19 protein-coding genes are annotated in these 26132 nt (G+C 57.5%); 7 read left to right on the top strand and 12 right to left on the bottom strand.

Going from position 1 to position 26132, the window contains the following annotated elements; genetic code table 11:
• Window positions 1-5 precede the first annotated feature (5 nt).
• Window positions 6-881 (top strand): amidohydrolase family protein, encoded by an 876-nt coding sequence (locus FJU08_RS07265; protein ID WP_141148317.1) that lies wholly within the window; start codon window positions 6-8, stop codon window positions 879-881.
• Window position 882: 1 nt separating this feature from the next.
• Complete coding sequence (locus FJU08_RS07260; protein ID WP_141148316.1) at window positions 883-2451, top strand: acyl-CoA dehydrogenase family protein; 1569 nt, start codon at window positions 883-885, stop codon at window positions 2449-2451.
• Window positions 2452-2458: 7 nt separating this feature from the next.
• On the opposite strand, the gene FJU08_RS07255 is transcribed toward FJU08_RS07260, so the two are convergent.
• From FJU08_RS07255 to FJU08_RS07235, 5 genes are all read right to left on the bottom strand, one after another.
• Entirely contained in the window at window positions 2459-4342 is a 1884-nt protein-coding gene (locus FJU08_RS07255) for a bifunctional sugar phosphate isomerase/epimerase/4-hydroxyphenylpyruvate dioxygenase family protein (RefSeq protein ID WP_141148315.1), read from the bottom strand.
• A 4-nt stretch (window positions 4343-4346) separates the two neighbouring features.
• The gene (locus FJU08_RS07250) at window positions 4347-5642 is read right to left on the bottom strand and encodes a TRAP transporter large permease (protein WP_141148314.1); all 1296 of its coding nucleotides are present in this window, start codon (window positions 5640-5642) and stop codon (window positions 4347-4349) included.
• Window positions 5635-6156, bottom strand: coding sequence for a TRAP transporter small permease (locus FJU08_RS07245; protein WP_141148313.1), 522 nt, complete (start codon window positions 6154-6156; stop codon window positions 5635-5637). The genes FJU08_RS07250 and FJU08_RS07245 overlap by 8 nt, the downstream gene beginning before the upstream one ends.
• 66 nt (window positions 6157-6222) lie before the next feature.
• Window positions 6223-7209: a TRAP transporter substrate-binding protein DctP gene (gene dctP / locus FJU08_RS07240; RefSeq protein WP_210245199.1), complete on the bottom strand. Its 987-nt coding sequence runs from the start codon at window positions 7207-7209 to the stop codon at window positions 6223-6225.
• A gap of 29 nt (window positions 7210-7238) precedes the next feature.
• Entirely contained in the window at window positions 7239-8108 is an 870-nt protein-coding gene (locus FJU08_RS07235; RefSeq protein WP_141148602.1) for a shikimate dehydrogenase, read from the bottom strand.
• A 147-nt stretch (window positions 8109-8255) separates the two neighbouring features.
• Between FJU08_RS07235 and FJU08_RS07230 the strand changes: the two genes are divergently transcribed.
• The 3 genes from FJU08_RS07230 (at window position 8256) to FJU08_RS07220 (ending at window position 10678) form a co-directional block, all read left to right on the top strand.
• Window positions 8256-8933 (top strand): TetR/AcrR family transcriptional regulator, encoded by a 678-nt coding sequence (locus tag FJU08_RS07230; protein ID WP_235890616.1) that lies wholly within the window; start codon window positions 8256-8258, stop codon window positions 8931-8933.
• Complete coding sequence (locus FJU08_RS07225) at window positions 8930-9853, top strand: alpha/beta hydrolase (protein WP_141148310.1); 924 nt, start codon at window positions 8930-8932, stop codon at window positions 9851-9853. Before FJU08_RS07230 ends, FJU08_RS07225 begins: the two co-directional genes overlap by 4 nt.
• A 69-nt stretch (window positions 9854-9922) precedes the next feature.
• The gene (locus FJU08_RS07220; protein WP_141148309.1) at window positions 9923-10678 is read left to right on the top strand and encodes an IclR family transcriptional regulator domain-containing protein; all 756 of its coding nucleotides are present in this window, start codon (window positions 9923-9925) and stop codon (window positions 10676-10678) included.
• Between the two features lie 87 nt (window positions 10679-10765).
• Here the strand turns inward: FJU08_RS07220 and FJU08_RS07215 are convergent, their stop codons facing one another.
• From FJU08_RS07215 to gmhA, 4 genes are read right to left on the bottom strand one after another with little or no spacing between them, the layout of a single operon-like run.
• Complete coding sequence (locus FJU08_RS07215; protein WP_141148308.1) at window positions 10766-15631, bottom strand: glycosyltransferase; 4866 nt, start codon at window positions 15629-15631, stop codon at window positions 10766-10768.
• A gap of 58 nt (window positions 15632-15689) precedes the next feature.
• On the bottom strand, window positions 15690-16685 hold the full coding sequence (locus tag FJU08_RS07210) for a GHMP family kinase ATP-binding protein (protein ID WP_141148307.1): 996 nt from the start codon (window positions 16683-16685) through the stop codon (window positions 15690-15692).
• Entirely contained in the window at window positions 16675-17922 is a 1248-nt protein-coding gene (locus FJU08_RS07205; protein ID WP_141148306.1) for an HAD-IIIA family hydrolase, read from the bottom strand. Before FJU08_RS07205 ends, FJU08_RS07210 begins: the two co-directional genes overlap by 11 nt.
• Window positions 17904-18515, bottom strand: coding sequence for a D-sedoheptulose 7-phosphate isomerase (gene gmhA, locus FJU08_RS07200; protein ID WP_181409778.1), 612 nt, complete (start codon window positions 18513-18515; stop codon window positions 17904-17906). Before gmhA ends, FJU08_RS07205 begins: the two co-directional genes overlap by 19 nt.
• Window positions 18516-19056: 541 nt before the next feature.
• Between gmhA and FJU08_RS07195 the strand changes: the two genes are divergently transcribed.
• Window positions 19057-19950, top strand: a complete 894-nt coding sequence (locus tag FJU08_RS07195) for a DMT family transporter (protein WP_141148305.1) — start codon at window positions 19057-19059, stop codon at window positions 19948-19950.
• A gap of 21 nt (window positions 19951-19971) precedes the next feature.
• Here the strand turns inward: FJU08_RS07195 and FJU08_RS07190 are convergent, their stop codons facing one another.
• The 3 genes from FJU08_RS07190 to FJU08_RS07180 all read right to left on the bottom strand — a co-directional run bounded on the left by FJU08_RS07190 (window position 19972) and on the right by FJU08_RS07180 (window position 23816).
• Window positions 19972-20889 (bottom strand): ABC transporter permease, encoded by a 918-nt coding sequence (locus tag FJU08_RS07190; RefSeq protein ID WP_141148304.1) that lies wholly within the window; start codon window positions 20887-20889, stop codon window positions 19972-19974.
• The gene (locus FJU08_RS07185; RefSeq protein ID WP_141148303.1) at window positions 20882-21889 is read right to left on the bottom strand and encodes an ABC transporter permease; all 1008 of its coding nucleotides are present in this window, start codon (window positions 21887-21889) and stop codon (window positions 20882-20884) included. The genes FJU08_RS07190 and FJU08_RS07185 overlap by 8 nt, the downstream gene beginning before the upstream one ends.
• 211 nt (window positions 21890-22100) lie before the next feature.
• Window positions 22101-23816 carry a peptide ABC transporter substrate-binding protein gene (locus FJU08_RS07180; protein ID WP_141148302.1) on the bottom strand — a complete coding sequence of 572 codons (1716 nt, stop codon included), beginning with the start codon at window positions 23814-23816 and terminating at the stop codon, window positions 22101-22103.
• 406 nt (window positions 23817-24222) lie between these two features.
• On the opposite strand from FJU08_RS07180, the gene FJU08_RS07175 reads away from it, so the two are divergent.
• Window positions 24223-26124, top strand: a complete 1902-nt coding sequence (locus FJU08_RS07175) for an ABC transporter ATP-binding protein (RefSeq protein ID WP_141148301.1) — start codon at window positions 24223-24225, stop codon at window positions 26122-26124.
• The last annotated feature ends 8 nt before the right edge of the window (window positions 26125-26132 follow it).

Genomic DNA, 26132 nt, shown 5'->3' with positions numbered 1-26132 from the left:
TTCCCATGGTCGATTTTTCCAAGGTCCGCGCCATCGATTTCCACACCCATGCAGAAGAGCCCTGCGGCTGCCATGCCGATGATGGCTATGATGATCTGCAGACCTCGATGGCGAAATATTTCAACGCCCCCTGGGCGCATCCGCCAACCATTCCCGAGACCGCTGCCCATTACCGTGAAATGAACATTGCCGCCGTGATCTTCCCGGTCGACAGCGAGCGTGAAACGGGCTTTCGCCGCTATTCCAACTATGAAGTGGCAGAGGCTTGCGCGAAGGAGTCCGACATCCTCATTCCCTTCGCCTCGATCGATCCCGCCAAGGGAAAGCTCGGTGCCCGAGAGGCACGCGATCTCGTTGAAAATCACGGTATTCAGGGTTTCAAGTTTCACCCCACCATGCAGGGTTTTTACCCCAATGACCGCATGGCCTATCCGCTATACGAGGCGATTGCCGAAACCGGCAAACCGGCACTGTTTCACACCGGACAGACCGGCGTCGGTTCCGGCATGCGCGGCGGCAACGGCATGCGGCTGAAATATTCCGATCCGATGTATATCGATGATATCGCTGTCGATTTCCCCGACATGCCGATCATCCTCGCACATCCCTCCTTCCCCTGGCAGGAGGAATCGCTGTCCGTCGCCACCCACAAGCCGAATGTCTATATCGACCTGTCGGGATGGTCGCCGAAATACTTCCCCGAAATCCTCGTGCGTTATGCCAACACGCTGTTGAAGAAGAAGATGCTGTTCGGTTCCGACTGGCCGATGATCGCACCCGAAAAATGGCTCGACGCCTTCGACAAGGCGCCGTTTCGCGATGAGGTGAGACCGCTGATCCTGAAGGAAAACGCCATGCGGCTGCTCGGCATGGAGGTTTGATGTGATCCCCTTTGCCGCCCCCGTCGAGGATATCCTGTTCTCACTTGTCAATATCGCCGATGCCGGCCGCCTGCCCGATTTCGACGCGGAGACGACCAGCGAAATTCTCGCCCATTTCGCCGCCTTTGCCGAAGGCGTGATCGCGCCGCTCAATGCCGGTGGCGATGCCGAAGGCTGCCATTTCGAAGGCGGGCGCGTGCGCATGCCGGCAGGCTTTGCCGCCGCCTATCGCGACCTGGCCGAGGCCGGCTGGCAGGGGCTTTCAGTGCCTGAATCTTATGGCGGCATGGGGCTTTCCCCGGCGATTGCAGCGGGGATTTCCGAGATCTTTTCCGGTGCCAATCACGCGCTGCAGATGATCTGCAATCTGGTACCAGGCGCCATTGAAACGCTCCTCCATTTCGGCAGTGACGGGCAGAAGGAAAAGTGGATCCCTTCCCTTGCCGATGGTTCGACGCTTGCCACCATGTGCCTGACGGAACCGGGCGCGGGCTCGGACCTGTCGCGCATCCGCACCATCGCGCTCCGTGATGGCACAGGCTACAAACTAACCGGAGAGAAGATCTTCATCTCCGGTGGCGATCAGGATATGAGCGACAATATCCTGCATCTGGTGCTGGCACGCACCGGCGATGCCGCTGCCGGCGTGAAAGGGCTTTCGCTGTTTCTGACAGACCGTGCAACCGCCGGAGAGACGCTCAGCATCACCCGCATCGAGGAAAAGCTCGGCCTCCACGCCTCTCCCACCTGTCAGATGAGTTTTGCCGACACGCCGGCTGAACGGATCGGCGCGGAGGGCGACGGGCTGAAGGCGATGTTCACCGTCATGAACCACGCCCGCATCGATGTGGCGCTTCAGGGCGTTGCCCATGCGGCGCACGCCTTCCACATCGCCAGCACCTATGCTGGTGAACGCCAGCAGGGGCGAAAAGCGGATGGTTCAGCCGCCCTTTTGAACGACCACCCCGATATCCAACGCATGCTTTGCGAACAAAGGGCGCTGACGCTCGGTAGCCGGGCGATCGCCCATCTGGCACTGGTGGAATCTTGCCTTGGTGAAAACCCGGCGCTTGCCGATTTCCTCACGCCCATCGCCAAGCTCTTTGCGACGGAAGCGGGCATTCGCGCCGCCGATCTCGGCATTCAGATACTCGGCGGCTATGGCTATCTCACCGAATATGGCCTGAGCCAGATCTGGCGCGATGCCCGCATCACCGCCATCTATGAAGGTGCCAACGGCATTCACGCCCTGACGACCGCCACACGCAGCCTCACCCATCAAGGCGGCCTTGGTGCCGACCAGTTCGCCAGCCTCGTTGCCCGGCTGTCGCAGGGAGATAGCGCTATTACCGCGCTGCTGGATGGCTGGAGCCGCTGGCGGCAGCGGCTGGTGACATGTGATGATCCGCGCCCGCAGGCGCATGATTTTGCCACCGCAACGGCGGCAATTCTCTATCGCGCAATCTGGTGCAGGATCGCGGCTGCAGCCAATGGCAGGGCTGATGCGGACGAAATGAAAGACCTGAAGGAGCGGGTTCTCGCCGCCCCCTTCCCTGCCATCATGCCCTGAACTTTCTTCACGCCAGCGGCATGCCTTTCGGTCGCATCAGCCGCTTCTGCGCGGCGATGCGGAAAGGCGCATTGGGCCCGCCGAAACCCCGATAACCGGGTTCGCGCTGAACAATTTCAAAGAACAGCCCACCCGGCACCGAGCGGCTGTAGCACTGGAAGAAGGCACCACCGGCATCACGATCATAAAGCACATTCATCGCCTGAAGCCGGGCGAGAAGACCGGGTGGAAAATCAAACCGCGCGGCCAGATCATCATAATAATTCGGCGAGATCGGCAGCGGGGCAAACCCCTTTTTCGCGAGATTTTCCAGCGTCGCGAAAATATCTTCGGTCGACAGTGCGATATGCTGAACCGATGCACCGAAGGTTTCGGTGAGGAAATTGCCGGCCAGCGTGCGATGGCTGTCGGCGCCATTGAGCGTCACCCTGAGGGCACCATCGGCGCTTTCCACCACCTGGCTGCGCACCAGCCCGTTCGGATCAATAACATCGACAATCGGCGACTTATCCATATCGAACAGCGTCGTGTAAAACAGGGTCAGGCTGAGCATATCGTCATAACTCATGGTTTGCGCCATGTGATCGACCGCGATCAAATCATCGGCCGGCGTCTCACCTGTCGGCAAAAACTCGGTTTCCCAGACCTTGTCGCGCCCCGATAGGGAGCTGACGAAGTGGATGACGCTGCCTGAGAGCCCGCGAATGGCGGGAATCTCCATCTCGCCCGGCCCCGACGGCTGACTGAAACTTTCTGCACCCAGCGCCACGGCACGGGCAACGGCATCCGCTTCGGACGGCACTTTGAGACCGATGTCACAAACCGTGGTTCCACGCACCCGGTAGGTCGTATCGGCATGGCCCTCGGTCTCTCCGTTCAGAACGATGCGGATATCGCCCTGCTGGAAGACCGTTACCGCCTTGTTGCGATGCCGGGCTGTCGCGACAAAGCCCATGGCAACGAGCGCCTTTGCAAGGGTTTCGGCTTCCGGGCCACGGGTCGCGAACTCGATAAAGGATACGCCTTCGGGACGGATCGGCGGCGGCATGTCTGCAAGATCGATCGCCAGTGACGGTTCGGCGCGGCGCACATCATCCATCAGCGCGACCAGCGAGCGATAGCCATCGCGGGCAATATTTTCGGCAGAGCCGCCGCGAAACTGATCGTTGAAGATTTCCAGGCTGATCGGCCCCGCATAGCCGGTCGCCATCACCGCCCGCATGAAACGTGTGACATCCAGATCCCCCTCACCCGGCATGTTGCGGAAATGACGCGACCAGTAGAGGAGATCCATGTCGATGGCCGGCGCATCGGCCAGCTGCACAAAGAAAATCCGGTCTCCGGGGATGGCGCGGATCGTCTCGGGATCGATCTTGCGGCTCAGCGTGTGAAAACTGTCAAGGATCAGCCCAACCGCCGGATTATCGGCCCGGCGCACGATCTCCCAGGCATCGCGATGATCAAAAACATGCCGCCCCCAGGCCAGCGCCTCATAGCCGATCTTCAGGCCCCGCGCTGCCGCCCGTTCGCCAAGCGCTGCCAGATCGGCGGCCGCCCGGTCGACGCCGCCAAGCGCCTGGGGATGGACCGAAGAACAGATCAGGATGAGATCGGTCCCCAGCTCCTGCATCAGGTCAAACTTCCGCTCGGCGCGGTCAAAGGCCTTGGCGCGCAATGGCTCCGGCAGCCCTTCGAAATCGCGGAAAGGCTGAAACAGGGTGATCGTCAGACCATGATCACGCACCATCCTGCCGATCTCGCGCGGACTTGTGACATCGGCCAAAAAATCCTGCTCGAAAATCTCGATCCCGTCATAACCGGCAGCGGCTATCGCCGTGAGCTTGTCGGTGAGCGTGCCGGAAATCGAAACGGTGGCAATCGACATCTTCATGATCTTACCCCTGATATCCGAGAAGGCGTGGCAGGAAGAGAACGAAATCGGGCGAGAAGGTGATGATGCCGAGCGCCACGATCAGCGCGATGATAAATGGCACCACATCGCGAATGATCGCGCCGAGCGGCTCCTTGGTGATATTGGCTGTGACGAAAAGAAGTAATCCATAAGGCGGCGTGATCAGGCCGATCATGGTGTTGACGATGACGATAACGCCGAAATGGACGAGATCAATGCCCATGGCCTGCACGGTCGGGATCAGGATCGGCACGATGATCAGCAGGATCGCGCCGCCCTCCAGAAACATGCCGAGCATCAGCAGCAGGACATTGATGGCAATCAGGAAACCGACCTGCGAGAAATGATAGTGCGCGATGAAGGCCGAGATCGTATCCGGCAGGTTCTCCCGGGTGATGACGTAATTGAAGGTGATGGCGCCGGCGACGAGCACGCCGACTGAAGCGGTCGATTTCGCCGAGCCGAGAAGCGCATAATAGAAGTCGCCAAACCGGACCGAGCGATAGACAACCACCGAGACGAACAGCGCGTAGAAGGCGGCGACCGCTGCGGCTTCTGTCGGCGTGGTAATACCGCCATAGATCCCGCCCAGAAGAATGATCGGCAGCATCAGCGCCGGCAATGCCCGCCAGGTGATGCCCGGCAGCTTCCTGATCGGCACGACCTCATCGACCGGGAAATTGCGACGGCGGGCAATGGTGAAATTCATCACCGCCATCACCAGGGCCATCAGCAGCCCGGGCAGAAGACCGGCGGCAAACAGATAGCTGATCGACTGATCCGAAACGAGCGCATAGAGCACCATCGGAATGGAAGGCGGGATCACCGGGCCGACGGTCGCAGTCGCCGCCGTGATCGCCGCCGCATAGGAGGCAGGATAGCGCCCGTCCTTGGTCATCATGTTGATGATGATCCGCCCCATGCCGACAGCATCGGCAATCGCCGAACCCGACATCCCGGAAAAGATCACAGAGGACACGACGTTGACATGGCCAAGACCGCCGCGAAAACGCCCGACCAGCGCCTGGCTGAAAGCCAGCAGCCGGTCTGCGAGGCTGCCCATATTCATGATATCGGCCGCCAGGATGAAAAGCGGAATGGCCAGTAGCGTATAGCTGTTGAACAGCCCCTGCAGCAGCGTTTCCGATGCGATCGATGGATCGAAACCGGCCATGCCGAGATAGACGATCGACCCGGCCACCATGGCAATGCCGACGGACGCGCCCATCAGCGACAGCACGACAATGATGATGAGGCAAAGCGCGAAGGGATCAGTCATAGTCGTGACTTTCGGCTGAATGTTCAGTGTCGTGACGGCGGCCGGAACCGCTCAGCCCCGCCCAGACCATGATCAGCGCGCGGACGATCACCGAGAGGGCGAAGGGCATGTAGATGGCGAAGACATAGGAGAACGGAATTCTGAGGTAGGCAGTCCGTTCAATCGACATGAAGGTGATATAGTCCCATGTCGGGATCAGGCTGTAGATGAAGATCGCCGCGATGATGCCGCCCGAAATCACGTCGAAGGCACGGCGCATGCCGCGCGGACAGGCACTGTAGACAATGTCGAGACGGATGATATCTGTCTCGCGAATGACGAAGGCATAACCGAAGAGAATGCCCCAGAGCCAGGCGATCGTGACCCATTCCACCGTCCAGCCGACCGGCAGGTTCAGCAGATAGCGAAAGACGATCTGCAGAAGAAATGCCGCAAAGAGAGAGGCAAGCAAAAGGGCGAGCAAATTCTCCGCCCGTCTACCGAACCAACGGTAAACCGCTGTCAGCCTGGCCATATCCGTATTCCTGTCACGTTCGTGATGCCTGGCAGGCGGGCATCATGCGCCCGCCTGCTTTCTGTTTCAGTTCTTGCCGACGGCGATGATCTGGTCGACGAGACCGTCCGGCCAGTCCTTGGAATAGTCAGAATCAAGATAGGCTTTCAGCACGCGCTGCTGGAAGGCGGCATTGTCCGGCGTATAGATATCGATGCCGAGGCCCTTGAACTTGTCCTGAAGCGTTGCTTCCTGATCAAGGGTGATCTTGTCGAGCGATGCCTCGAAATTATCGGCGCATTGTTGCACCTTTGCCTGCTGCTCGGCATCCATCTTGTTCCATTTGGAAAGCGAGATGGTGAAGAGATTCGCTGAAATCAGATGGTTGGTCATACCGATCTTGTTGATCACTTCGTAGAATTTCATCGAATCGGTGGCCGGGAGCGCATTGTCCTGCCCGTCGATCGCACCGGTCTGAAGCGCGGTATAGACTTCCGTGAACGGCACCGGCACCGGTGTCGCCCCCATGGCCTCACCGGCAAACTGCCAGCCCTCACCCGGCGGCATGCGCAGTTTCACGCCCTTCAGGTCATCCGGCGTCATGATCTCCTTGTCGCCCTTATAGCCAAGCTCGCGCGCGCCGATATAGGGGAAAGCCAACACCTTGACCTTGGCCTTGTCCTCAATCTCGGCGAGCATGTCGTTCAGCACATCGCCATCATAGACCGCGCGCATGTGAGAATAGTCGCGGAACAGGAACGGCATGCCGAGCACGGATGTCGAGGGCACCTGGTTCTGGAAATCATAGATGGCGAGATTGCCCATATCGAGATTGCCGCGCTGCATCGCGGTCAGCTCGGTGCCCTGCTTGAACAGGGTTGCGCCAAAATAGGGTTTGAAAACAAAGCCATCGCCCAGGCAATCGCCAAACTGCTCCTTCAGCGTGGTCGATCGTATGTCATTTTGCGAAACCGTATCGGAATAGATGATTTCAATCGGCTGCTGCGCCAGTGCCGCACTGCCGATCATGGTGATGGCCATGGCGGCGACGCCTGTCTTGAACCTGTTCATCATGAGACGCATGCTCTCCTCCCTTGCTGCGTTCAATCGGTCTTCGCGAATGCCTCGAAAGCGAGACGCATGCGCGCCGGATCCGCCTCAAGCCCCGTGAAGAGTTCAAATGCGCGCACGGCCTGAAACACGGCCATGCCCGCGCCGCTCAAAACCCGGCATCCACGCAGGCGTGCCTGTCGCAGAAGCTCCGTTTCAAGCGGAAAATAAACAATATCATTGACCCAATGGCGCGCCTGAAGAAGCGCGGGATCGATAGCCGTACCCGGCATTTTCGCCATGCCCATCGGCGTCGCATTGACAATGCCATCAGCCCGGTTCGCCGCTTCGGCCATATCGACGGCGACGCGCCCGCCCACCTGATCCGCCAGCGCTGCTGCAGCCGCCTCATTGTTGTCGGCGATCATCAGATCAACAACACCAAGCGACAGCAGCGCATGGGCGAGCGCGCCGCCAGCGCCACCGGCGCCAAGCAAGAGAACATGGCGGCGATCCGCCTCCCCCAGACCACGCCGCAGACTTTCGGCGAAGCCCCAAAAATCGGTATTGTGACCAAAACGCTGACCATCCTTGAAGACAACGGTATTTACCGCTCCGACCTTCCTCGCATTGTCTGACAGGTGATCGACAAAGCCGATCACGTCCTTCTTGAAGGGAAAGGTGATGTTGAGCCCGGCGAAGCCGTCAGCCTCGGCGCGCTCGACAATTTCCCGAAGCGTCACCGGCGTCTCCATGGCATCAACGTCAATCAGATCATAGCGATAGGCAATGCCCTGGGCAGTACCTTCTGCCATATGCATGGCGGGGGTCCGCGATCCCTGAATGCCTTTGCCGACAAGGCCGACATGGACAGTATGCACCGGACCTCGCCCCGTTTCAGACGGGCCGCCGGCTGCGCTCATCTCGGTCATCTTCGCCTGGTCCTCCCAAACCTCGCGAGGTGCCTCCTCATGCGTCAAATTGTTCCAGCCAGTTAATTATGTCAACCGCTTTGTACTGGATAGTTAAAAACAATCGTGATAATGATCAATTTCAGCGTGGAGGAAGCCTTGGCCAAGCCATTGAATGAAAATGATAAATCAAGACAGGGCTGGAAGCAGAACCCCGAAGCGGTAAAACGCGACATCATTCGTGTGGCGATGACAGAGTTCGCTCAGAATGGTCTTTCTGGTGCGCGCGTTGACCGTATCGCCGCCTCGATGAAGACTTCGAAGCGAATGATCTACTATTATTTCGGCGACAAGGAAGGGCTCTATGCCCAGGTACTGGAATATGCCTATGCCAAGGTCCGCGAGGGGGAGAAAAAGCTTTCGCTTGATGATCTGCCACCGCTGGAGGCCATCGCGAAACTGGTCGGCTTCACCTTCGATCACCACCGCAACAACCCCGATTTTCTGCGCATGGTGATGATCGAAAACATTCACCATGCCGACTATCTGCGCAGATCCGAAATCATTCCCAAGATGAACAGTGCCGCGGTGGAGCGGCTGGAAAAGCTGATCGCCCGGGGCGAAGCCGACGGCGTTTTCAGATCCGGTCTCGATCCTTTGCGACTGCACTGGCAGATCTCGGCCTTTTCGGTCTTCAACGTCGCCAATGCCGACACGTTCGGCGCCAATTTCGGCAGCGCGCTTTTCACCGCGAAAGGTCAGGCGGCACTGCGCCGCGAAGTCATTGAGACCATTTTAGCCTATGTCAGAAAACCAAGGGAGGAGGAGACCCCATGATCAATCCGGAGCTCGACGCATTTCTTGCAGACTGGAACGGCAAGTGGGCGCGACTGAAACAGGGCGCCACGCCGCAGGAGCGACGCGCCCATTTTGAAATCGTCGCCAGCGAAATGCGCCTCGCCACACCTGAAGATGTCTCGACCGATCGCGTTGAATGGACGCAAACCCCGGCCGGACCGGTGCGCTCCCGCATCTTCCGCCACAAGACCGGCGGCACACAGGCCTGCCTGATTTACCTCCATGGCGGTGCCTGGATGCAGGGCAGTCCGGAGACCCACTGGGATATCACGTCGCGCATTGCCGGCTGGAACCGTCAGACCGTCATCTCGGTTGATTATGCGCTGACGCCGGAACACCCCTTCCCCGCCGCCCTCGATCAGGTCAACGCCGTGGCGAAATGGGCCCATGACGAGGCCGCATCGCTGGGCATTGATCCCGCCCGTATCGCCATTGGCGGCGACAGCGCCGGTGGCAATCTCGCCGCCGCCTCAACGCTCGACATGCGCGGCTCGGCGGTCAATTATGTCGCCCAGCTTCTGGTCTATCCAGCCTGCGATTTCGAACTCGACCGGCCGTCGATGATTGCCAATGCCGAGGCACCGCTGTTGCAGACACGCGGCATGAAAGCCGTCAATGCCATGTACAGCCCTGACCCGGCAGTGCTTTTCAATCCCCGCATCGCCCCGCTTCTGGCCGAAAGCCACGCCGGATTGCCACCAGCCTTCGTCGCCGTTGCCGAAAATGATCCGCTTCATGACAGCGGCGCCCTTTACGCCAGGGCACTCGAGGCGGCTGGCGTTCCAGTCACCTTTGACGAGGGAGAAGGCCTGATTCACGGCTATTTGCGCTCCATGGGCTACAGCCCGACGGCAATGACGAAGTTTCGTGCCATGGCCGACTGGCTCTCGGCGTACTGATATCCGCTTAAGTGATTGCAGCACGGCACGGCCAAGCCCATAGTGACGGCAAAAGCCGGGCCAGATCGCATGAACAAACCGACCGACCACATCGCCTCCTTTGCCAAGGGTCTCCGCGTTATCACCTGTTTCGGCGCCGATACGCCGCGCCTTTCGATCGCCGATGTGGCAGCAGCCACCGGGCTTGACCGCGCGACAGCACGCCGTTGCCTCCTGACCCTGCACATGGAGGGTTATGCCAGCTATGATGGCAAATATTTCGCCCTGACGCCGAAAGCGCTCAGGCTGGGCATGAGTGCGCTCAATGCCCTGCCGCTGCCGCAGCTGGTGCAGCCCTGGCTCGACCAGCTGTCGGAACAGATCGGCCAGTCCTGTTCTGTGGCCCTTCTCGATGGCACCGAGATCGTCTATATCGCCCGTGCTGCCCAGCGCCGGGTCATGTCCATCGGACTGATGCCAGGTTCACGGCTGCCCGCCCATGCGACGTCGATGGGCCGTGTATTGCTGGCCGCCCTGCCCGAGGCGGAGGCACGCCAGCGGATCGAACAGGCCGACCTTGCCCCGAAAACCCCCTTCAGCCTGGCCACACCGCAGGCTATCCTGTCGCGGCTCGCCGATGTCAGACGCAACGGCTATGCTCTGGTGGATCAGGAGGTCGAGCTCGGCCTGCGCTCAATCGCCGTGCCTCTTTTCGACGGTCGCGGACGCACGGTCGCAGCCTTGAACACCGGAATGGCAGCCACCCAGGACGGTCCCGAAAACCTTGTCACGACTTATCTGCCTGCACTTCTCGAAATGCAGGAAAGCCTGAAGCGCGTGATATGACACAGCTCACGACGATCCACGGGGACACAGATCCGGTCGTTCTGCAGGAACGGCATAAACCAAATGGTGCCGCAACCGAATACGGCGTTAAAGATCCTTTGCCGCGTCTTCGATTTCGTCAAACGTTTTAGCGCGCGCCATCAGATCCTTCGTGGCGTCGATGCCCTCCTGACAGAAGACACTGTACCGCTCCCGGCTGACCCGTGCGAGCCCGTCAAGGGCCTCGGCATCCTCGCTAAGCGCAAGCAGGTTCGTGCAGAGGTCATCAAGATTTTCGTGGCGGTGCAACGGTTCTGTGGTCTCAATCCCGTCACTGCCCCAGACGGTGGTCAAAAGCGGCATACCATAGGCCATGGCCAGAACTGTTTTGGCGTTGATGCCCGTATCCATGGTTTCAGGCGACACGACCACATCAACCTTACCATAGAAGGTGGCAATATCGCGCACAAAGCCATCCAGCATGACGTGAGAGGCTGCAAAATATGCCGCATCTTCCTGCGGAAGCTCGCCCACCAAATCCTTTACCGGCCCTGCAATATGAACTCGGAAAGGGCATTGCCGCCCCGCCAGACTGCTCTCAAGTGACTTGAGAAACGCCAGCATCAGCGCCAGATCAATGCGGTTGGCACTCGCCACAAGTCCAATCTTGTCTAGGGATGAGAAATGGCGCCTTAAGAAATGCACCTCCTCGAAATACGGGATAACAATCGCGCTTTCGACACCACTCACTGCGTTAAAATAGTCAGCCTCCTGCTGCCGCCGGGCGACAACCAGGTCAGCGCGCCTCAAATAGCGGCCTTCTTCTTCAGGGCCGCAGGAGAAAAATTCGAGCTTCTGTCCGCTCTCTCTCAACATATTGTAACGCCCGCTCATTTTGTCATGAGCGTCAATGACTTTCAGAATGTGGTTCGGTACGTATTCCAGTATCTTCGATTGGAAAATATAGGAACAGAAGACCATATCAATATCGTGGCGGGCGCACAGAATGCGGATATTCTCGCCAAGACCGTCCTCATACCAACTGTCAAAGGGAACATCTTCCCCGTTCGATACAAGCCACCGGGAATTGGGAACGATGGTCAGACTGTCCCATGCCGTATTCATCGCAGCCAGAGCGGCATCATTGTAAAAATGCGAATGCGGCAGAACAAAATGAACCTTGTGTCCCAGCGCCTGCAAACTCCTGCAAAAGGCTTCGCTTGTCGCTTGCGTTTCATCATTCCCCAGATGCGACGGGAATGGACTGAAATAAAGTACGTTCAGTTTGCCAGAACGCCGCCGTTCCCGAGCCTTGCATGCTGGCAAACGATCCGCATTGGCCGCAGCCAATATATCACCGAACTCATGAGCAATGTGCTGTTGCTCAAACTGCTGCTGCCACTTTTGAAAGAGCTTCTTGTTATTGTCGAGCATCAGCTGCTTGGGCCGCGTCGAGAGCTCATCACCATAAGAGCTATGCTCAAAATGAACGACTTCCGAAGCAGGGACATAGACAACCCGGAGCCCGTGGGCTCTGGCGGACATGGCGAGATCGGAATCTTCACAATAGGCCGGTTCATACCGGTCATCAAACCCGCCATTTTTTGCCCAGAACGCCCCATCAACAAGTATCGACGCTCCGGAAATGTAATCAACATCACGCTGGGTGATACAATCCAGATCCTCACGCTCTCGGCCGCGACCATAATTGGCGCCTTGCCCATTGCTGAAAAGCAGGCCGCCAGCCTCCTGGATTTTCCCATCAGGATAGACCAGCTTAGAACCGACTATACCGGCATCGACCTCCGTTTTTAAGGTCTCGACGAGGGTCGTCAGCCAGTTCGGCATAACGATCGTGTCATTGTTCAGGAAAAGGAGATCCCTGCCACGCGCGGTGGAGGCCGCATTGTTGCAATTGCGCAGGAAGCCCATATTTTCAGGTGTCGTTGCGACCTTCAATCCCGGAATAAGGGCTGCCTCGCGTTCGGTCTCATCCGTTGAACCGTCATTGGCGATAATCACCTCATAACTGATCCCGCTCGCTCGGCCGGCGAGAGCGACAGACGCAAGACAATCTCGCGTCAGCGACCATTTGTTGTAAACCGGAATGATGACTGACACATCAATCGCCTGGTCGGCATCATATTCAGGGAATTTGATGGCCCGCGTCTTGTCCTGACAATAGGAAATGACGCGCTCGATCGGCAATGCACGGGCCCGGTCCAGCGCCTTGAGATAAGAGGCACGATTGGCCTCGTTCCCGAAATTTTCGTCAATCAGCCTGCGCCCATTCTGCGAAAAACGCTGCCAAAGAGCAGCATCGGGATAGAGCTTGAGAACGGCGTCTGCAAGATCTTCCGGCTCATCGGCCACAAGCGTGTGAATTCCATCAACGATATGCATGCCTTCAGCGGCAATCGTTGTGCAGATTGTCGGAATTCCCGCTCCCATGGCGACCCCGACCTTACCCTTGATGCCAGCGCCATAGATCAGCGGAGCAACGGAAAGACGATAGTGCGATATAGCCGCATCAATGTCGCGGACAAAGCCGATGAAACGGATACCAGGCTGTTGATCAAGGTCGCGGATCACATCCGGCGCTTCAGCGCCGATAATATGAAACTCAATTTCGGGATTTTCTGCATGGATCCGCGGCCAGACATGTTCCGAAAACCAGAGAACGGAATCGACGTTCGGCGAATGACCGAAGCCACCAAGAAAGAAGATGTGCTTCCGCTCTGCAAAGCCTGCCGGGTTGTCAACGATCTCGCTGTACAAAGCCGGAAAAACCGAAATCTTGTCTTCGCTGATCCCATTTTCGACAAGCTTCGGCACTTCGGCCGTGCTGACCAGAACGACGTGATCGGCAGCATTCATCATCGACAATTCGCGATGCTTGGTCTCCTCTGCTATCCTGATCTGCTCCGGATTTCCCGAAAGCACAGCGGCGCGCCCTTCGCGGAAGAAATACAGATCCGGGGCATGAAAGATGATACGTGCATCTGGAGCGACTTCACGCGCAGCTGGCAGCGTCTGCTCTGCGACATTAACACGGAAGAAATAGAACACGCCAAACTTCTGCCCGTAATTGCGAATGTAATAGTCTGCCCATTCGACTTCGTCCGTGCGTGTAACAACATCGACACCCAGAGCCCGCACATCTTCAAAATACGGCGAGCGCCTGACCATATCCGTCGCCAGAAAGGTAACGTCAAAGCCAAGCGCGACAAGATCGCGCAACATGTTGAACGTTGCCTTCTCTCCGGCAGACACCTCAGGCTGAGGCAGGCGGTAGTCGACCACCAGAATGCGACTGGCACGTACCCTTTCATCTTCCGTGACGACTGGCGCGCGGCCCGAAGCAAGCATGTAGGGTGCCGCTGTTTCTGCGCCAGGAGCGGTGATGCGCTGCCTGAGCGCATTCGACCGTTTCTGCCATTCCGTCAGCATGGTCTTAGGCTTCCGCTTGTTGAGTGACTTCTCAAACCGCTTGACTGCCCTTTCAGGCAAAGCAAAACCGAGCAGAATCGGAAGACGCAACAAAGCGCGTTCAAAATATGTTCTGAGAGGCCGGAAGGGTCGGCGATAGGCCTTGAAAAGCTGAAAATAGGCCTGATCAGCGAGCCACCGCAACTGGGTGAGTTCACCAATCGTAGTCGCGAGCGTGCTCCTCAGCGCTGCAATACGCTTCTCGTATTCGGCTTTTTCGCCTGCAATTCTGGACTGTTCCAGACGGCTTGCATCGAGTTGCCGCTCCAGTTCATCAATCCGGCCATGGGCCAATGCAAAAGCTGTCTCGAAACTTGCCTTCAAGGCGTCGAGCATCTCGCTGTTTCCCTCAGGCATCCCGACCTGCGCAGCAGGGGCCGGATGCCGTTCAGGTTCAGGCTCAGACTGTGACAAGGCCGCCGCATCACGCGCAACATCTGCCTTTAGCATCGCAATCTGCTCCGACAGGGCCTCTTGCGCTTCTTGTGAAGCGGCGGACTGAAACTGCCACAGCGTGTCGACCAAAAGGCTTGCATCGGCGGCAATATCATCCTGGTGCCCGCGCTTGCTGGAGAAATTGTCCCTGATTTCCAGAAGCCGCGCCGTGTCTGTGATCCCCAAACGTCGTACGTCAAACGCGAGAATGCTCAGCAATGCTTCAGCCCGGATCGGATAGGGTGACACTGCGAGCATCGGCCACATGGAAGGCAGCTTCAGGCTCGACGCGATTTCAGCCTCATAAAGAGCCCGCCCCTCGGCAACGTTGTCGGCAAAGAGGCAGGGAATCTCGACAGAATCGGCAAAGTCCTGCCATTTGAACGGCAGATCGATCTCGCCGCTGTTCCAGAAAGCGAAGGGCGTGCCATAGGCCGCGGCGACAATGGCAGCATGCAGCGAGCCGCACAGCACAAAATCAGCTGTCGTCAATGCATCGATAAAGGCCTCGATTGCCTGGTGACTGCGCTTGATCGCTGGCCGCAAAATCATATCGGCGCCGGTGATTTCCATCAGCGCCTGATCAGTCCGGTGATCGTGAAAATGCGGAATACAAACAGCCTTGCCACGAAATTGGCCGTCGCCCCTGGGCGTGTAAAGCGCAGGCATCAAAAGAGCTGGATCACCGATCGGTACACTGTTGTCGAGTTCGAGTTCATTGGCACTCAACCGCCCCCGCACCGACAATATGTCGAGATGGGACAAAACTTCGCGTGACACGCTTTTCGGCGCGCGCACGCCACCGCCCCAAGCGGTCAATACGGCTCTTTGCGGAAAAGCATCGGTCCGTAGCTGCTCAATCGTCGGTGTAATCAGGCCATCATCCAGATAGCTGCCAATGATACGGACCTCTCCGGGCAATCGCGGGATGCGAAGAAAAAGTCGATCGGCAAAGTAATCAGAGAGATAATCCCCGAAATTCTGAACATCCTTGTCCTGGAGCCAGTGGGGCAAGCGTTCGCGGTAGGGATTGGCTGACTTGTTTTTCACAATAATTCTCTTTGGATCTTAACCCGATTGATACGTGAATCCCGCAACTGATCACGCATTAAATTTGCTGAAGCACCTTTGAACCGTAACTGACGAGTTCAATGGGAACCACACGGTCCTTGCCAAAACGCTCGACAAAAGCCGGGTGAAGCTCAGGATCAGCCATGAACAGCACGAAGCCACTTCCTCCGGCACCGAGCAGCTTGCCTCCCCAGGCTCCCATTTCACGCCCGGCAAGATAGATTGCATCGATCTGCGCATTCGAAACCGTATTGCCGAGATTGCGCTTCAGTTCCCAACCGTGGTTAAGAAGTTCACCAAACCTTTGCAGCGCCTTCACGTCATCGCCCTTGGCCTCCAGCACACCGGCGCCAATATGGGTCATCTCATACATTTCCCGCAGATAGGCTTCGTTGTCGCCGGCACGTGTGCGCTTTTCCTGCTCTTCCGTCACCTCAGTCGCCCGCCGTTCTCCCCCTGTATAGACGAGCAGAAGAGAGCGATTCAAGGTCGTCAGGCGGCTTGTAGTGACGCGCAACGGTTCAATTGAAATTGTGTCACCGACAAATTCGTAGCGCGACAGCCCGCCAAAAGCGGCGTGAATCTGATCCTGAACACCGATTTTCTCGTGCAGGATATCTTGCTCCATGTAGATGGACTGCCGCGCCAGCTCATAACGGGTCAGCTCTACGCCTCGCATTTTATGCAGCAGATTAATCAGCCCAACGGTAAAAGCCGAAGAACTTCCCAATCCCGTGCCACCAGGCAGATCGGACATTGTGGCAATATTCAGAGGCTGATCCCATTTGTAGTAACGCAAACCTTCACGGATCACCGGGTGTTGAATTTCGTCAATATTATTGACGCTTTCCGTTGTCCGATAGGTAATTCGGTACTTCTGCTCAGCAATGTGAGCCAGTGGCAGAGCCTGAATGTAGACATATTTATCAATCGTGCCGCCGAGCACTGCGCCGGGCTGATGTTGAAAATACGAAGGATAGTCGGTCCCGCCTCCTAGAAAACTGGCCCGCAGGGGGGTCTTACTAATCCACATTGACATTGTCTCGCATTGGTATTTCCCGCTTCACAAGATCAAGAAGCGAACCCCCTGAAAATAAAACGCCTCGAATATTCGCAGCATTGGCCGCCTTCACGTCCGAGTCGGCATCACCGATCATAACGCTTTTTTTAAGGTCGATCGGAAATTCAGACGCCAGTTCGAGAAGCATTCCGGGTTTCGGCTTCCGCCTGGAGCTGTCCTGCCTAAAGGCATCAAGCTTGGCGGAAGGATGATAAGGGCACCACTCGAAAGCATCGACATGTGCACCGATCTCGACAAGCGATGCCTTCATCGCCGCATGAAAAGCGATGACATCGGCATCCGTGTAATAGCCATGGGCGATGCCTGCCTGATTGGTCACGACAAACACATAATAACCAGCATCGTTGGCAAAGCGGATGGCCTCGCGCGCGCCATCTTTCCAGCGCAGATCTTCCGCTTTGTGGGTGTAGCCATCATCCTCGTTCAGCGTTCCATCACGATCAAGAAAAAGAGCCGGCTTGCACCTCTCCTCCTCAAGTTCGCGTTGCGCCTGGGCATAACTCTCAGGAACCCCGATATCGATGAAATAAGCGCCTTTTCGCGCCGGAAAGGCCACCACGGCCCCCGTTTCAACGAGCCCCGGAAGAATATCGGCCTCAAGTGAAATGGCTCCGTCTGCAGCCATATCGGATACGATGCGCCGGTCCAGACAATAAACACCGGCATTGATATAGCCAGGAACGGCGGCTGCAGCCGGATTTTTCTCACGAAACGCAGTGACCCGGCCTTGATCGAATTCGACAGAGCCGAAACGCCCGGGACTGTCGACATATTGTAGCAGCAGTTGAGCAGACAGAGCCGGATCTTTCCGCTTTTCTTCCAGCCAGCGCTGCGCAAAAACGGTCAGATCTGCATTGATCCAGGTATCCCCGTTCAGAAGAACGAAGTCCGGACAGAGATGATCGGCCGCAAAACGCAGCGCCCCGCCAGTTCCCAGCGGCTCCGGTTCGACAAGAACCTTGAGCACTGCGCCCAAGACCTGCCTGCCGTCATACCGTTCGACGATCTGCTCACCGAATCGGCCGGCTAACAGGATGATTTCGTCAAAGCCGTAACGCGCCACTTCCTGAATGAGCGTATCAAGAAACGGACGACCTGCCACAGGCAGCATCGGCTTCGGCGTGGATGCCGTTAACGCCCCCAGACGAGTGCCGAGACCGCCACAAAGAATTACAGCTTGGGCGAGCACAATTCAGCCTCTACAAATGCACAGATCAGATGACCGACAGCAATGTGAGCTTCCTGAATGTGGTTCGTCTGATCATGCGGAACGGCAAGCAAAACATTTGCAGATTCAGCCATTTTCCCGCCATTCTTACCCGTAAGAGCGATGGTGTGAACATTGATCGCCTTTGCGACCTCAAATGCCTCCACAACATTCTTGCTATTGCCGCTGGTCGAAAGACCAAACAGAACGTCACCCTTTTGGGCGATCCCGCGAAGCTGCCGGGAGAAAACCTTCTCATATCCGTAGTCGTTGCCGATTGCGGTCAGGGCCGAAGTATCAACGGTCAGAGACAGGGCGGGCAGCGGGTTCCGATCGATCAAGAAGCGCCCCATCAATTCGGCCGCGAGGTGTTGCGCGTCAGCGGCAGATCCACCATTGCCACAGAAAATGATTTTACCACCTGCTTTCAACGAAGATATGCAAAGCTGGGCAGCGGCGACGATATCAGGGGCGATGCTTTTGGTATCGGAAACACTCTTGGCGGCTTCGGTAAGATACGCATCGACAGAAGACACATCGATCTTCAAAGCCGATACATTATGAACAGAATTCATCGAGCATTTTCCCCCTGTAATTACTTCCCCGAAATTAGCCTACGCCCAGTTTGTTCTCGCGTTTTCTGCTATCTCAACAAAGCACAGAACGCAACGGTCTTGCTAGCCAGTTTCCCTGACATGCCGCCGCTTTTCAGGCCTAACATACCGAAAGACAAACATCGATACAGGCGCGTCGGAGCCAGTTTCACCCAATCCGCGACAGCATTCCTCAAACGTGCAGAACCGGGCCATATAAGGTCATCTCCCTGCCAGAAAAGCGGCCATGCAAAGAAACCCGGAAAACAGAACAGATGTGACAAGCATATCGGAAAAAGGGGCGGATCGATTAAGCTATCCGATCATTTGTTTCCGCTTCCAGGAAGAAGAACCTGCAACGACTTTTGCCGGGCAGTTTCTCTCACGGAAAGACGATGCGTGACCGAAATAACCAGGGCCGCACATGGCAGCAAGTAAGGACTGCTTTACAAAGCCATGCCATTCATGGATACCGGCTGTGCCAAAACCTGGCAGCCTTTCCGATCCAGATCAGAGACCACTGATGGCCCTATCCCTTCCTCGCTTTCTGGCCGTGCCGGACCACGTTTCCGCTGAAGCGCGGGGCGCATTCTTTATGACAGTGGCCATGGCAGCCTTTGCACTGGAAGATCTGGCGGTGAAGAAAGCATCAACAGATATTCCAGTCGGCGAGGCCGCAATCATCTACGGGCTCATCGGCACACTCGGCTTTGCCCTTTTTGCCCGCCACAGGGGCGAGCGGGCTCTGCATCCCGCTGTCTTCTCGAAAGTCATGTTCCTGCGCTCAGTTTGCGAGATTGGCGGCCGGCTGTTTTATGCCCTGGCGCTGGCCCTGACGCCACTCTCCAACGCATCCGCCATCTTACAGGCGACGCCCGCGATCGTCGCCCTTGGCGCCATTCTGTTCTTTTCCGAACAGGTGACAGCCCGGAAATGGCTGTCCATCCTTGCTGGCTTTGTGGGCGTCCTGCTGATCCTGCGGCCCGGCCTTGAGGGCTTTCGCGCAGGCGCAATCTTTGCCGTTTTGGGAACGGTCGGATTTGCCGGCCGCGATCTGGCAACCCGGGCAGCCCCCGTATCCATGTCGACAGCACAAATCGGCGTTCTCGGCTTTTCCATGCTGACAATCGCCGGCATGATCCTGCTGCTTTTCTCGGGCGGCGCGACAATGCCTGCGCCCATGACATGGAGCGTTCTGAGCATTGCCCTGCTTTTCGGCGCCTTCGCCTATTGCTGCCTGACACTTGCGATGCGTACGGGACGCATGGCTTCCGTGTCCCCTTTCCGCTATTCCCGCCTGCTCTTTGCTCTTGTTCTCGGTGTTCTCATACTGGGCGAGCGTCCTGACGCTATTTCGCTTCTGGGCAGCGCCATCATCATTGCCAGCGGTATTGTTGTTCTACGCGACAGGCGCTAGCACTGCGGATCGAATTGCCTGCTAGCGCCCCCGGATTTTCGGATCAAGCGCATCACGCAATCCGTCGCCGAGATAGTTCACCGACAGCACCGTCAGCGAAATGGCCACACCGGGCAGGATCACCCGCATCGGATGGATCTGGATCTGGTCGACCGCATCATAAAGCAGGCGGCCCCATGTCGGAAAATCTGGTGGAAAGCCCAGCCCGAGAAAGGACAGGGACGATTCGGTGATAATCGCCGTGGCAATACCGAGTGTTGCCGACACCATGATCGGGCTCAAAACATTCGGCAGCAGATGGCGGATGATCATTTTGCCCGGACGCGTACCGATGGAACGCGCCGCCAGAATGAACTCACGCTCCTTCAATGCCAGAACATCCCCGCGCACGATGCGGGCAGTCTGCATCCAGCTGGTCACGCCGATGGCGGTCACAATCAGCAGGAAAATGCCGGCAGCCGGCCCGAAAGCCGCACTGAGCGCACCACGAAACAGCATCACCATAACCAGCAGCAACGGCAGCAGCGGCAGCGCCAGGAACAGGTCGGTCACGCGCATCAATATGCCATCCAGCCGGCGGAAATAACCAGAAAGAACGCCGATCAGGGTCCCCAGCACCAGCGACAGGAACATCGCGACAAGCCCGACGGCCAGTGAGATGCGGCCGCCGGCCATCAGGCGCGCCAGAAGATCGCGGCCCAGCTGATCCGTACCGAGAGGATGAGCCCATGACATGCCGGAATCACGCGCCAGAATATCCACCTTGGTCGGACTGTAGGGCCAGATATAAGGCCCCAGGAGACAACCGATCAGAATGATTGCGAAAATGGCAGCACCTGCCATGGCGCCGCGATGATGGCGAAACTGATGCCACACATCCGCCCATTGTGATGACGGTGCCTCGTCTTTGAGGTCAGAGGAATGAACCAGCTCAGTCATAGCGGATCCTCGGGTCAAGGACGCCGTAGAGAACGTCGGCGACAATGTTGAAAAGGACAATAAGGATGGCAAAGATGAAGGTCAGCGTCTGAACCATGGGCAGGTCATTGGCCTGGATAGAGGTAATCAGAAGCTGGCCGATACCATTCACCTTGAACACCTGCTCGGTGATGATGGCACCACCGAAGACATGCGGCACGCTCATGGTGATCACGGTGACAACCGGGATCATCGAGTTGCGCAGCACGTGAACAAGAACCACGCTCCTTTCGCGCAACCCCTTGGCGCGCGCGGTGCGGACATAATCCTGATGCAGGTTGTCGAGCATGGATGCCCGCATGAAGCGGCTCATCTGCGCGGTAATCTGCAGCGCCAGAACCATAACCGGCAGGATCATCTGACGCAGCTGCTGCACGAAGGTGCTCCAGTTCGTCACATGCAGGGTCGTGTCATAGACCGAAGGCAGCCATTGCAGATAGATCGAGAAGATGATGATCACCGCAACGCCGGAGAAGAATGGCGGAATTGAATAGCCGACCATGGCAACGAAAGTGCCGACCTGATCAAACATCGAATACTGCCGATAGGCGGAGATGATGCCGATCGGCAAGGCGATCAGCGTCCCAACCACATAAGCAAGGCCAACCACCCAGAGCGTTTGCGGCAAACGCTGGGCAATGATGTCTGCGACCGGGCTGCGCGTCTGCCAGGACACGATGCGCTGGGCGTGCTCGGCAAAATGCGTGCCGAAGAGCTGATTAAAGACGTGGAGCGGTTCGATCCAGAAAAACTGCTTGAGCCAGAGGAGATAACGGACCCAGACCGACTTATCGAGCCCGAGGGCTGCCCGCATCTTTTCCTTGACCTCGGGAGGAATGGTCAATGGCATGTTGGCGAGCGGGTCTCCGGGCGCCAGATCCAAAAGCAGAAAGATCACCAGACTGATGAACAGCAGCGTCGGTATCGCGACCAGCAAGCGGCGAAGGGTGTAGTTGAACATAAGGCGGGGCCTCGTTGGAAACAGGCAAAGCGGGAAAACGCCCGGTTTCGCGGGTTCGCGTATCGGCGACACCAGGACCGCGACGGCCCCGGCGCCTCAATATTTTGTTATTGAAATCTTCGAACGGGAACGGCGCTGAGCCCAGATCCCGTTCCAGATGATCCACACCGGGGCGGTGTCAGGCGCCGCCCCGGTGTGATCGGTCCACCGCTTAGTTCTGGACGCGATACCAGTCGGCAATATTCCAGAGTTCGGAATCCCAGCCGTTGATCTCCACACCGCCAAGCGTATTCGACTTGGCAGACTGCGTGCCGCGATAGACCAGCGGCTGCAGAACCATGGAATCCTTCGTCAGCATGGCGTTGAGCTGCTGGACAATCTTGCCGCGTGCTTCGATGCCGGCAGTCTGGCCGAGTTCCTTCACCAGTGCATCATAATCGGCATTGCAATAGCGATTGATGTTCTCGCCCTGCCAGCCGGTTGCCGGACGCGGGATCTTGTCACAGGTATATTGCGCAACATACTGAGCCGGATCGATGCCGGGGAAGTTGTTGGCATACATTTCGACATCGGCATAGAATTTCTGGAATGTGTCGGGCGAATTGGGATCACCGCCGAAGAAGACGGAGCCATCAACATTGCGCAGTTCCGTTTCAACACCGATCTCCGACCACCATTCCTTGATGATGGACTGGAAGTCCTGGCGCACGCCATTGGTCGAGGTCTGGAACAGGATGCTCAGCTTGACGCCATCCTTTTCGCGAACGCCGTCGCCATTGCTGTCGACCCAGCCATCATCCTCAAGCACCTTCTTGGCACCTTCGATATCCTGGGTCAGGCACCAGTCATTGTCTGGCTTCACATAGGCCTCGGGCGCAGGGACCCAGTTGCAGGTGGCAACGCCCGCCTTGCCATAGCCGATCTGGGCCAGGATATTGCGGTCAATCGCCATGGAAAGCGCCTTGCGCACGGCCAGATCACCCGTGACCGGGTTCGGATGGGCGGTCGTGGAGCGCTCATCGGCCGGGAGACTGGGCGAGGCATCTGTCTGGTTCATCTGCAGACGTTCGACAAGGCTGCCGAAGGCCACTTCGCTGGTACCCTTGCCGCCCTTGATCATATTGGCGAGAACATCCGGCGCAAGCTGGGTGTTCCAGGCATAATCGAATTCGCCGGTCTGCAGAACAGAGCGTGCAGCAGAGGCCGCATCACCGCCGCCCTTGAGCATGACATTGGCAAAATGCGGCTTGTCGGGGTCGCGGTAATTCGGGTTGGCCTTCAGCGTGATGGTGTCATTCGGACGGAACTCGGTGACGATGAAGGGACCGGTGCCATTGGGCTGGAAATTCTGATCGGCGCATGTCGGAGCGGCCGCACCCGTGCAGTTGGCAAACTGCTTTTCTTCGAGAATCGGCGATTCATAGGTCGCAAAAACCGAATAGGGATAGGGCTTTGGCGTATCGAAGGTGACCTTCACCGTCAACGGATCAACCGCTTCGACCTTTTCGACGCCCTCGAAATGCGAAAGCTGCGCACAACCGCCATCGGGATCCATGCAGTATTTTGCCGTGAAAACCACATCATCCGCGGTGAAATCGGTGCCATCGGACCATTTGACATCCGGAGTGAGATGATAGGTGACGCTGCGAAGGTCTTCAGAGATCCCGCCATTGGCGACGGTCGGAATTTCCGTAACCAGCCACGGAACCATCTCGCCCTGCGGATTGAACCGGATCAGCGGCTCAAGCACCATGCTGGAGGCGACAAGATCTTTCGTACCACCGGAAAGATACGGGTTCATGATGGACGGCGCCTGGCTGAAAGCAAGCTTTACTTCGCCATCGGTTGCCTGTGCAGCCATTGCCGTTGTCGAGAAGAGCACAGCAAGAGCGGCCCCCCCCACGAACAGCGTTGCTCGGTTATTCATAACGTTCCCCTTATCCGCCAGCATTGATCATTCAGCATGTGAAACCCGAAATGATGAATGTCGGCCTTGGCTTATATTTTGTATCTGTCACAGGGCCTTCATTGCCGGCATGGCAAAGTCGCTGCGAACCAAGGCCCGATGTACGACGACGAATATTCGTAACCACGGGCATCTTCGGAAGTAAAAACTTCCAGTACACAGCGTTGCCGCCACGGCAACACCGTGTACTTATATGCACTGCTTCCTCTTTGTGATGAAACCAACAACATCGCTTCAACAATAAAGCTGGGATCAAGGGGTTCTCGGCGCAGCAATGACCATCCTAAAAAGTTGAGCCACCACGTAAGCGGTGGGGTCCTTTCTGACGCACTCCTTGTGATCGAGAACGCTCACAGTGAGAGAGTGAATGCCGCAAGAACAGGATTTCACCGCAGATCGGACCGATCACCCCACGAAAAATATTGTTTCGGATCAGGACCTTATGTCCATCCGCAATCTTCGTGTGACATTTCAGACCCAGGCAGGAACCGTTCTTGGCGTTGAAGAACTCAGCTTTGAGATCGCAGCCGGTGAATGCGTTTGCGTCGTGGGCGAAAGCGGATCGGGCAAATCCGTGTCCTCGCTGTCACTCATGCGGCTGATCGAATATGACGGCGGAACCATTGCCGGCGGCAAGCTTTTATTGCAACGCAACAATGGCGATGTTGTCGATCTTGCACAGGCATCGCAATCGCAGATGCGCTCTATTCGCGGCAACGAGATCGGCATGATCTTCCAGGAGCCGATGACCTCGCTCAACCCGGTTTTCACCATTGGCCGGCAGTTGACCGAAGGTTTGCGTGTTCATCGCGGATTAAGCAAGAAGCAGGCCCGCGCCCGCGCACTGGAACTGCTGAATATGGTCAAGATCAATGAGCCGGAACGCCGGCTTGACCAATATCCGCATGAGCTTTCCGGCGGCATGCGCCAGCGTGTCGTTATCGCCATGGCGATGACATGTGAGCCACGCCTGCTGATCTGCGACGAGCCGACGACGGCGCTTGACGTCACCATCCAGGCGGAGATCCTGGCGCTCATCAACCAGCTGAAGGAAGAGAAGAAGACGGCGGTGATGTTCATCACCCACGACATGTCCGTCGTGGCGCAGATGGCTGATCGCGTGGTGGTGATGTATCGCGGCAACAAGGTCGAGGAAGGGCCGGTTCAAAAGATTTTCGAGGCCCCCGAACACCCCTATACACGGGCGCTTCTTGCCGCAGTCCCACGGCTTGGCGAGATGAAGGGCAAGAGCAGGCCCGAGCCGATGCGCATTCTCGACCAGACAGCAACGGACGGGCAGGACCAGAGCAAGCCCGCACCCGTTGCCAAAGATGCAGGCGCTGAGGAAGAAAAGCCTATCCTGCTTGATGTTCGCCATCTGACGACCCGTTTTGATTTACGCGGCGGCCTGCTGCGCGGGATCCGGGCGCGGGTGCATGCCGTGGAAGATGTCAGTTTCAAGATCCGGGCGGGCGAAACGCTCGGCCTGGTCGGTGAATCCGGCTGCGGCAAGTCCACCTGCGGACGCTCACTCCTGCGCCTTGTCGATCCGACCGATGGCAGCGTCCGTCTTGACGGCCAGGAAATTCTCGACCTCAATGAAACGCAGATGCATCTGGCACGACGTGACATGCAGATGGTGTTTCAGGATCCCTTCGCCAGCCTGAACCCGCAGATGAAGCTCTTTGATCAGGTGGCCGAGCCGTTCCGCAATTATGCCATCGCCAGCGGATCCGAGCTGAAGGAGCGTGTGGCATCACTGTTTGAGCGGGTGAAACTCCCGCCCTCCTTCATGCATCGCTTCCCGCACGAGCTTTCCGGCGGCCAGCGCCAGCGCATCGCCATCGCCCGGGCGCTGGCGCTGACGCCAAAGCTGATTATTGCCGATGAAGCGGTTTCGGCACTGGATGTCTCGGTGCAGGCACAGGTCCTGAACCTGATGATGGAACTGCAGAACGATCTCGGCGTCTCCTTCCTGTTTATTTCTCATGACATGGCAGTTGTCGAACGCGTCAGCCATCAGGTCGGCGTCATGTATCTCGGCCGCCTGGTCGAAATCGGCCCGCGCGCGGCCATCTTCGAAAATCCGACCCACGAATATACCCGCTCCCTGCTTTCAGCTGTTCCGATTGCCGATCCGACGAAGCGAAAGCTGCGCGGCGATCTTCATTACAAGCCGATCGCCTCCCCCGTTTTCCCGCCAGACCACAAGCCGGAACCCAGCGTCTACGAGAAGGTCGCCGACGACCACTACGTGCTTGTCAGCTGAGCGAACGA

This window comes from Martelella alba, assembly GCF_006516955.1.
In the GTDB taxonomy this organism is placed as follows: domain Bacteria; phylum Pseudomonadota; class Alphaproteobacteria; order Rhizobiales; family Rhizobiaceae; genus Martelella; species Martelella alba.
The sequence above is the reverse complement of the archived record's forward strand: the minus strand, read 5'-3'. Positions and strand labels throughout refer to the sequence as shown.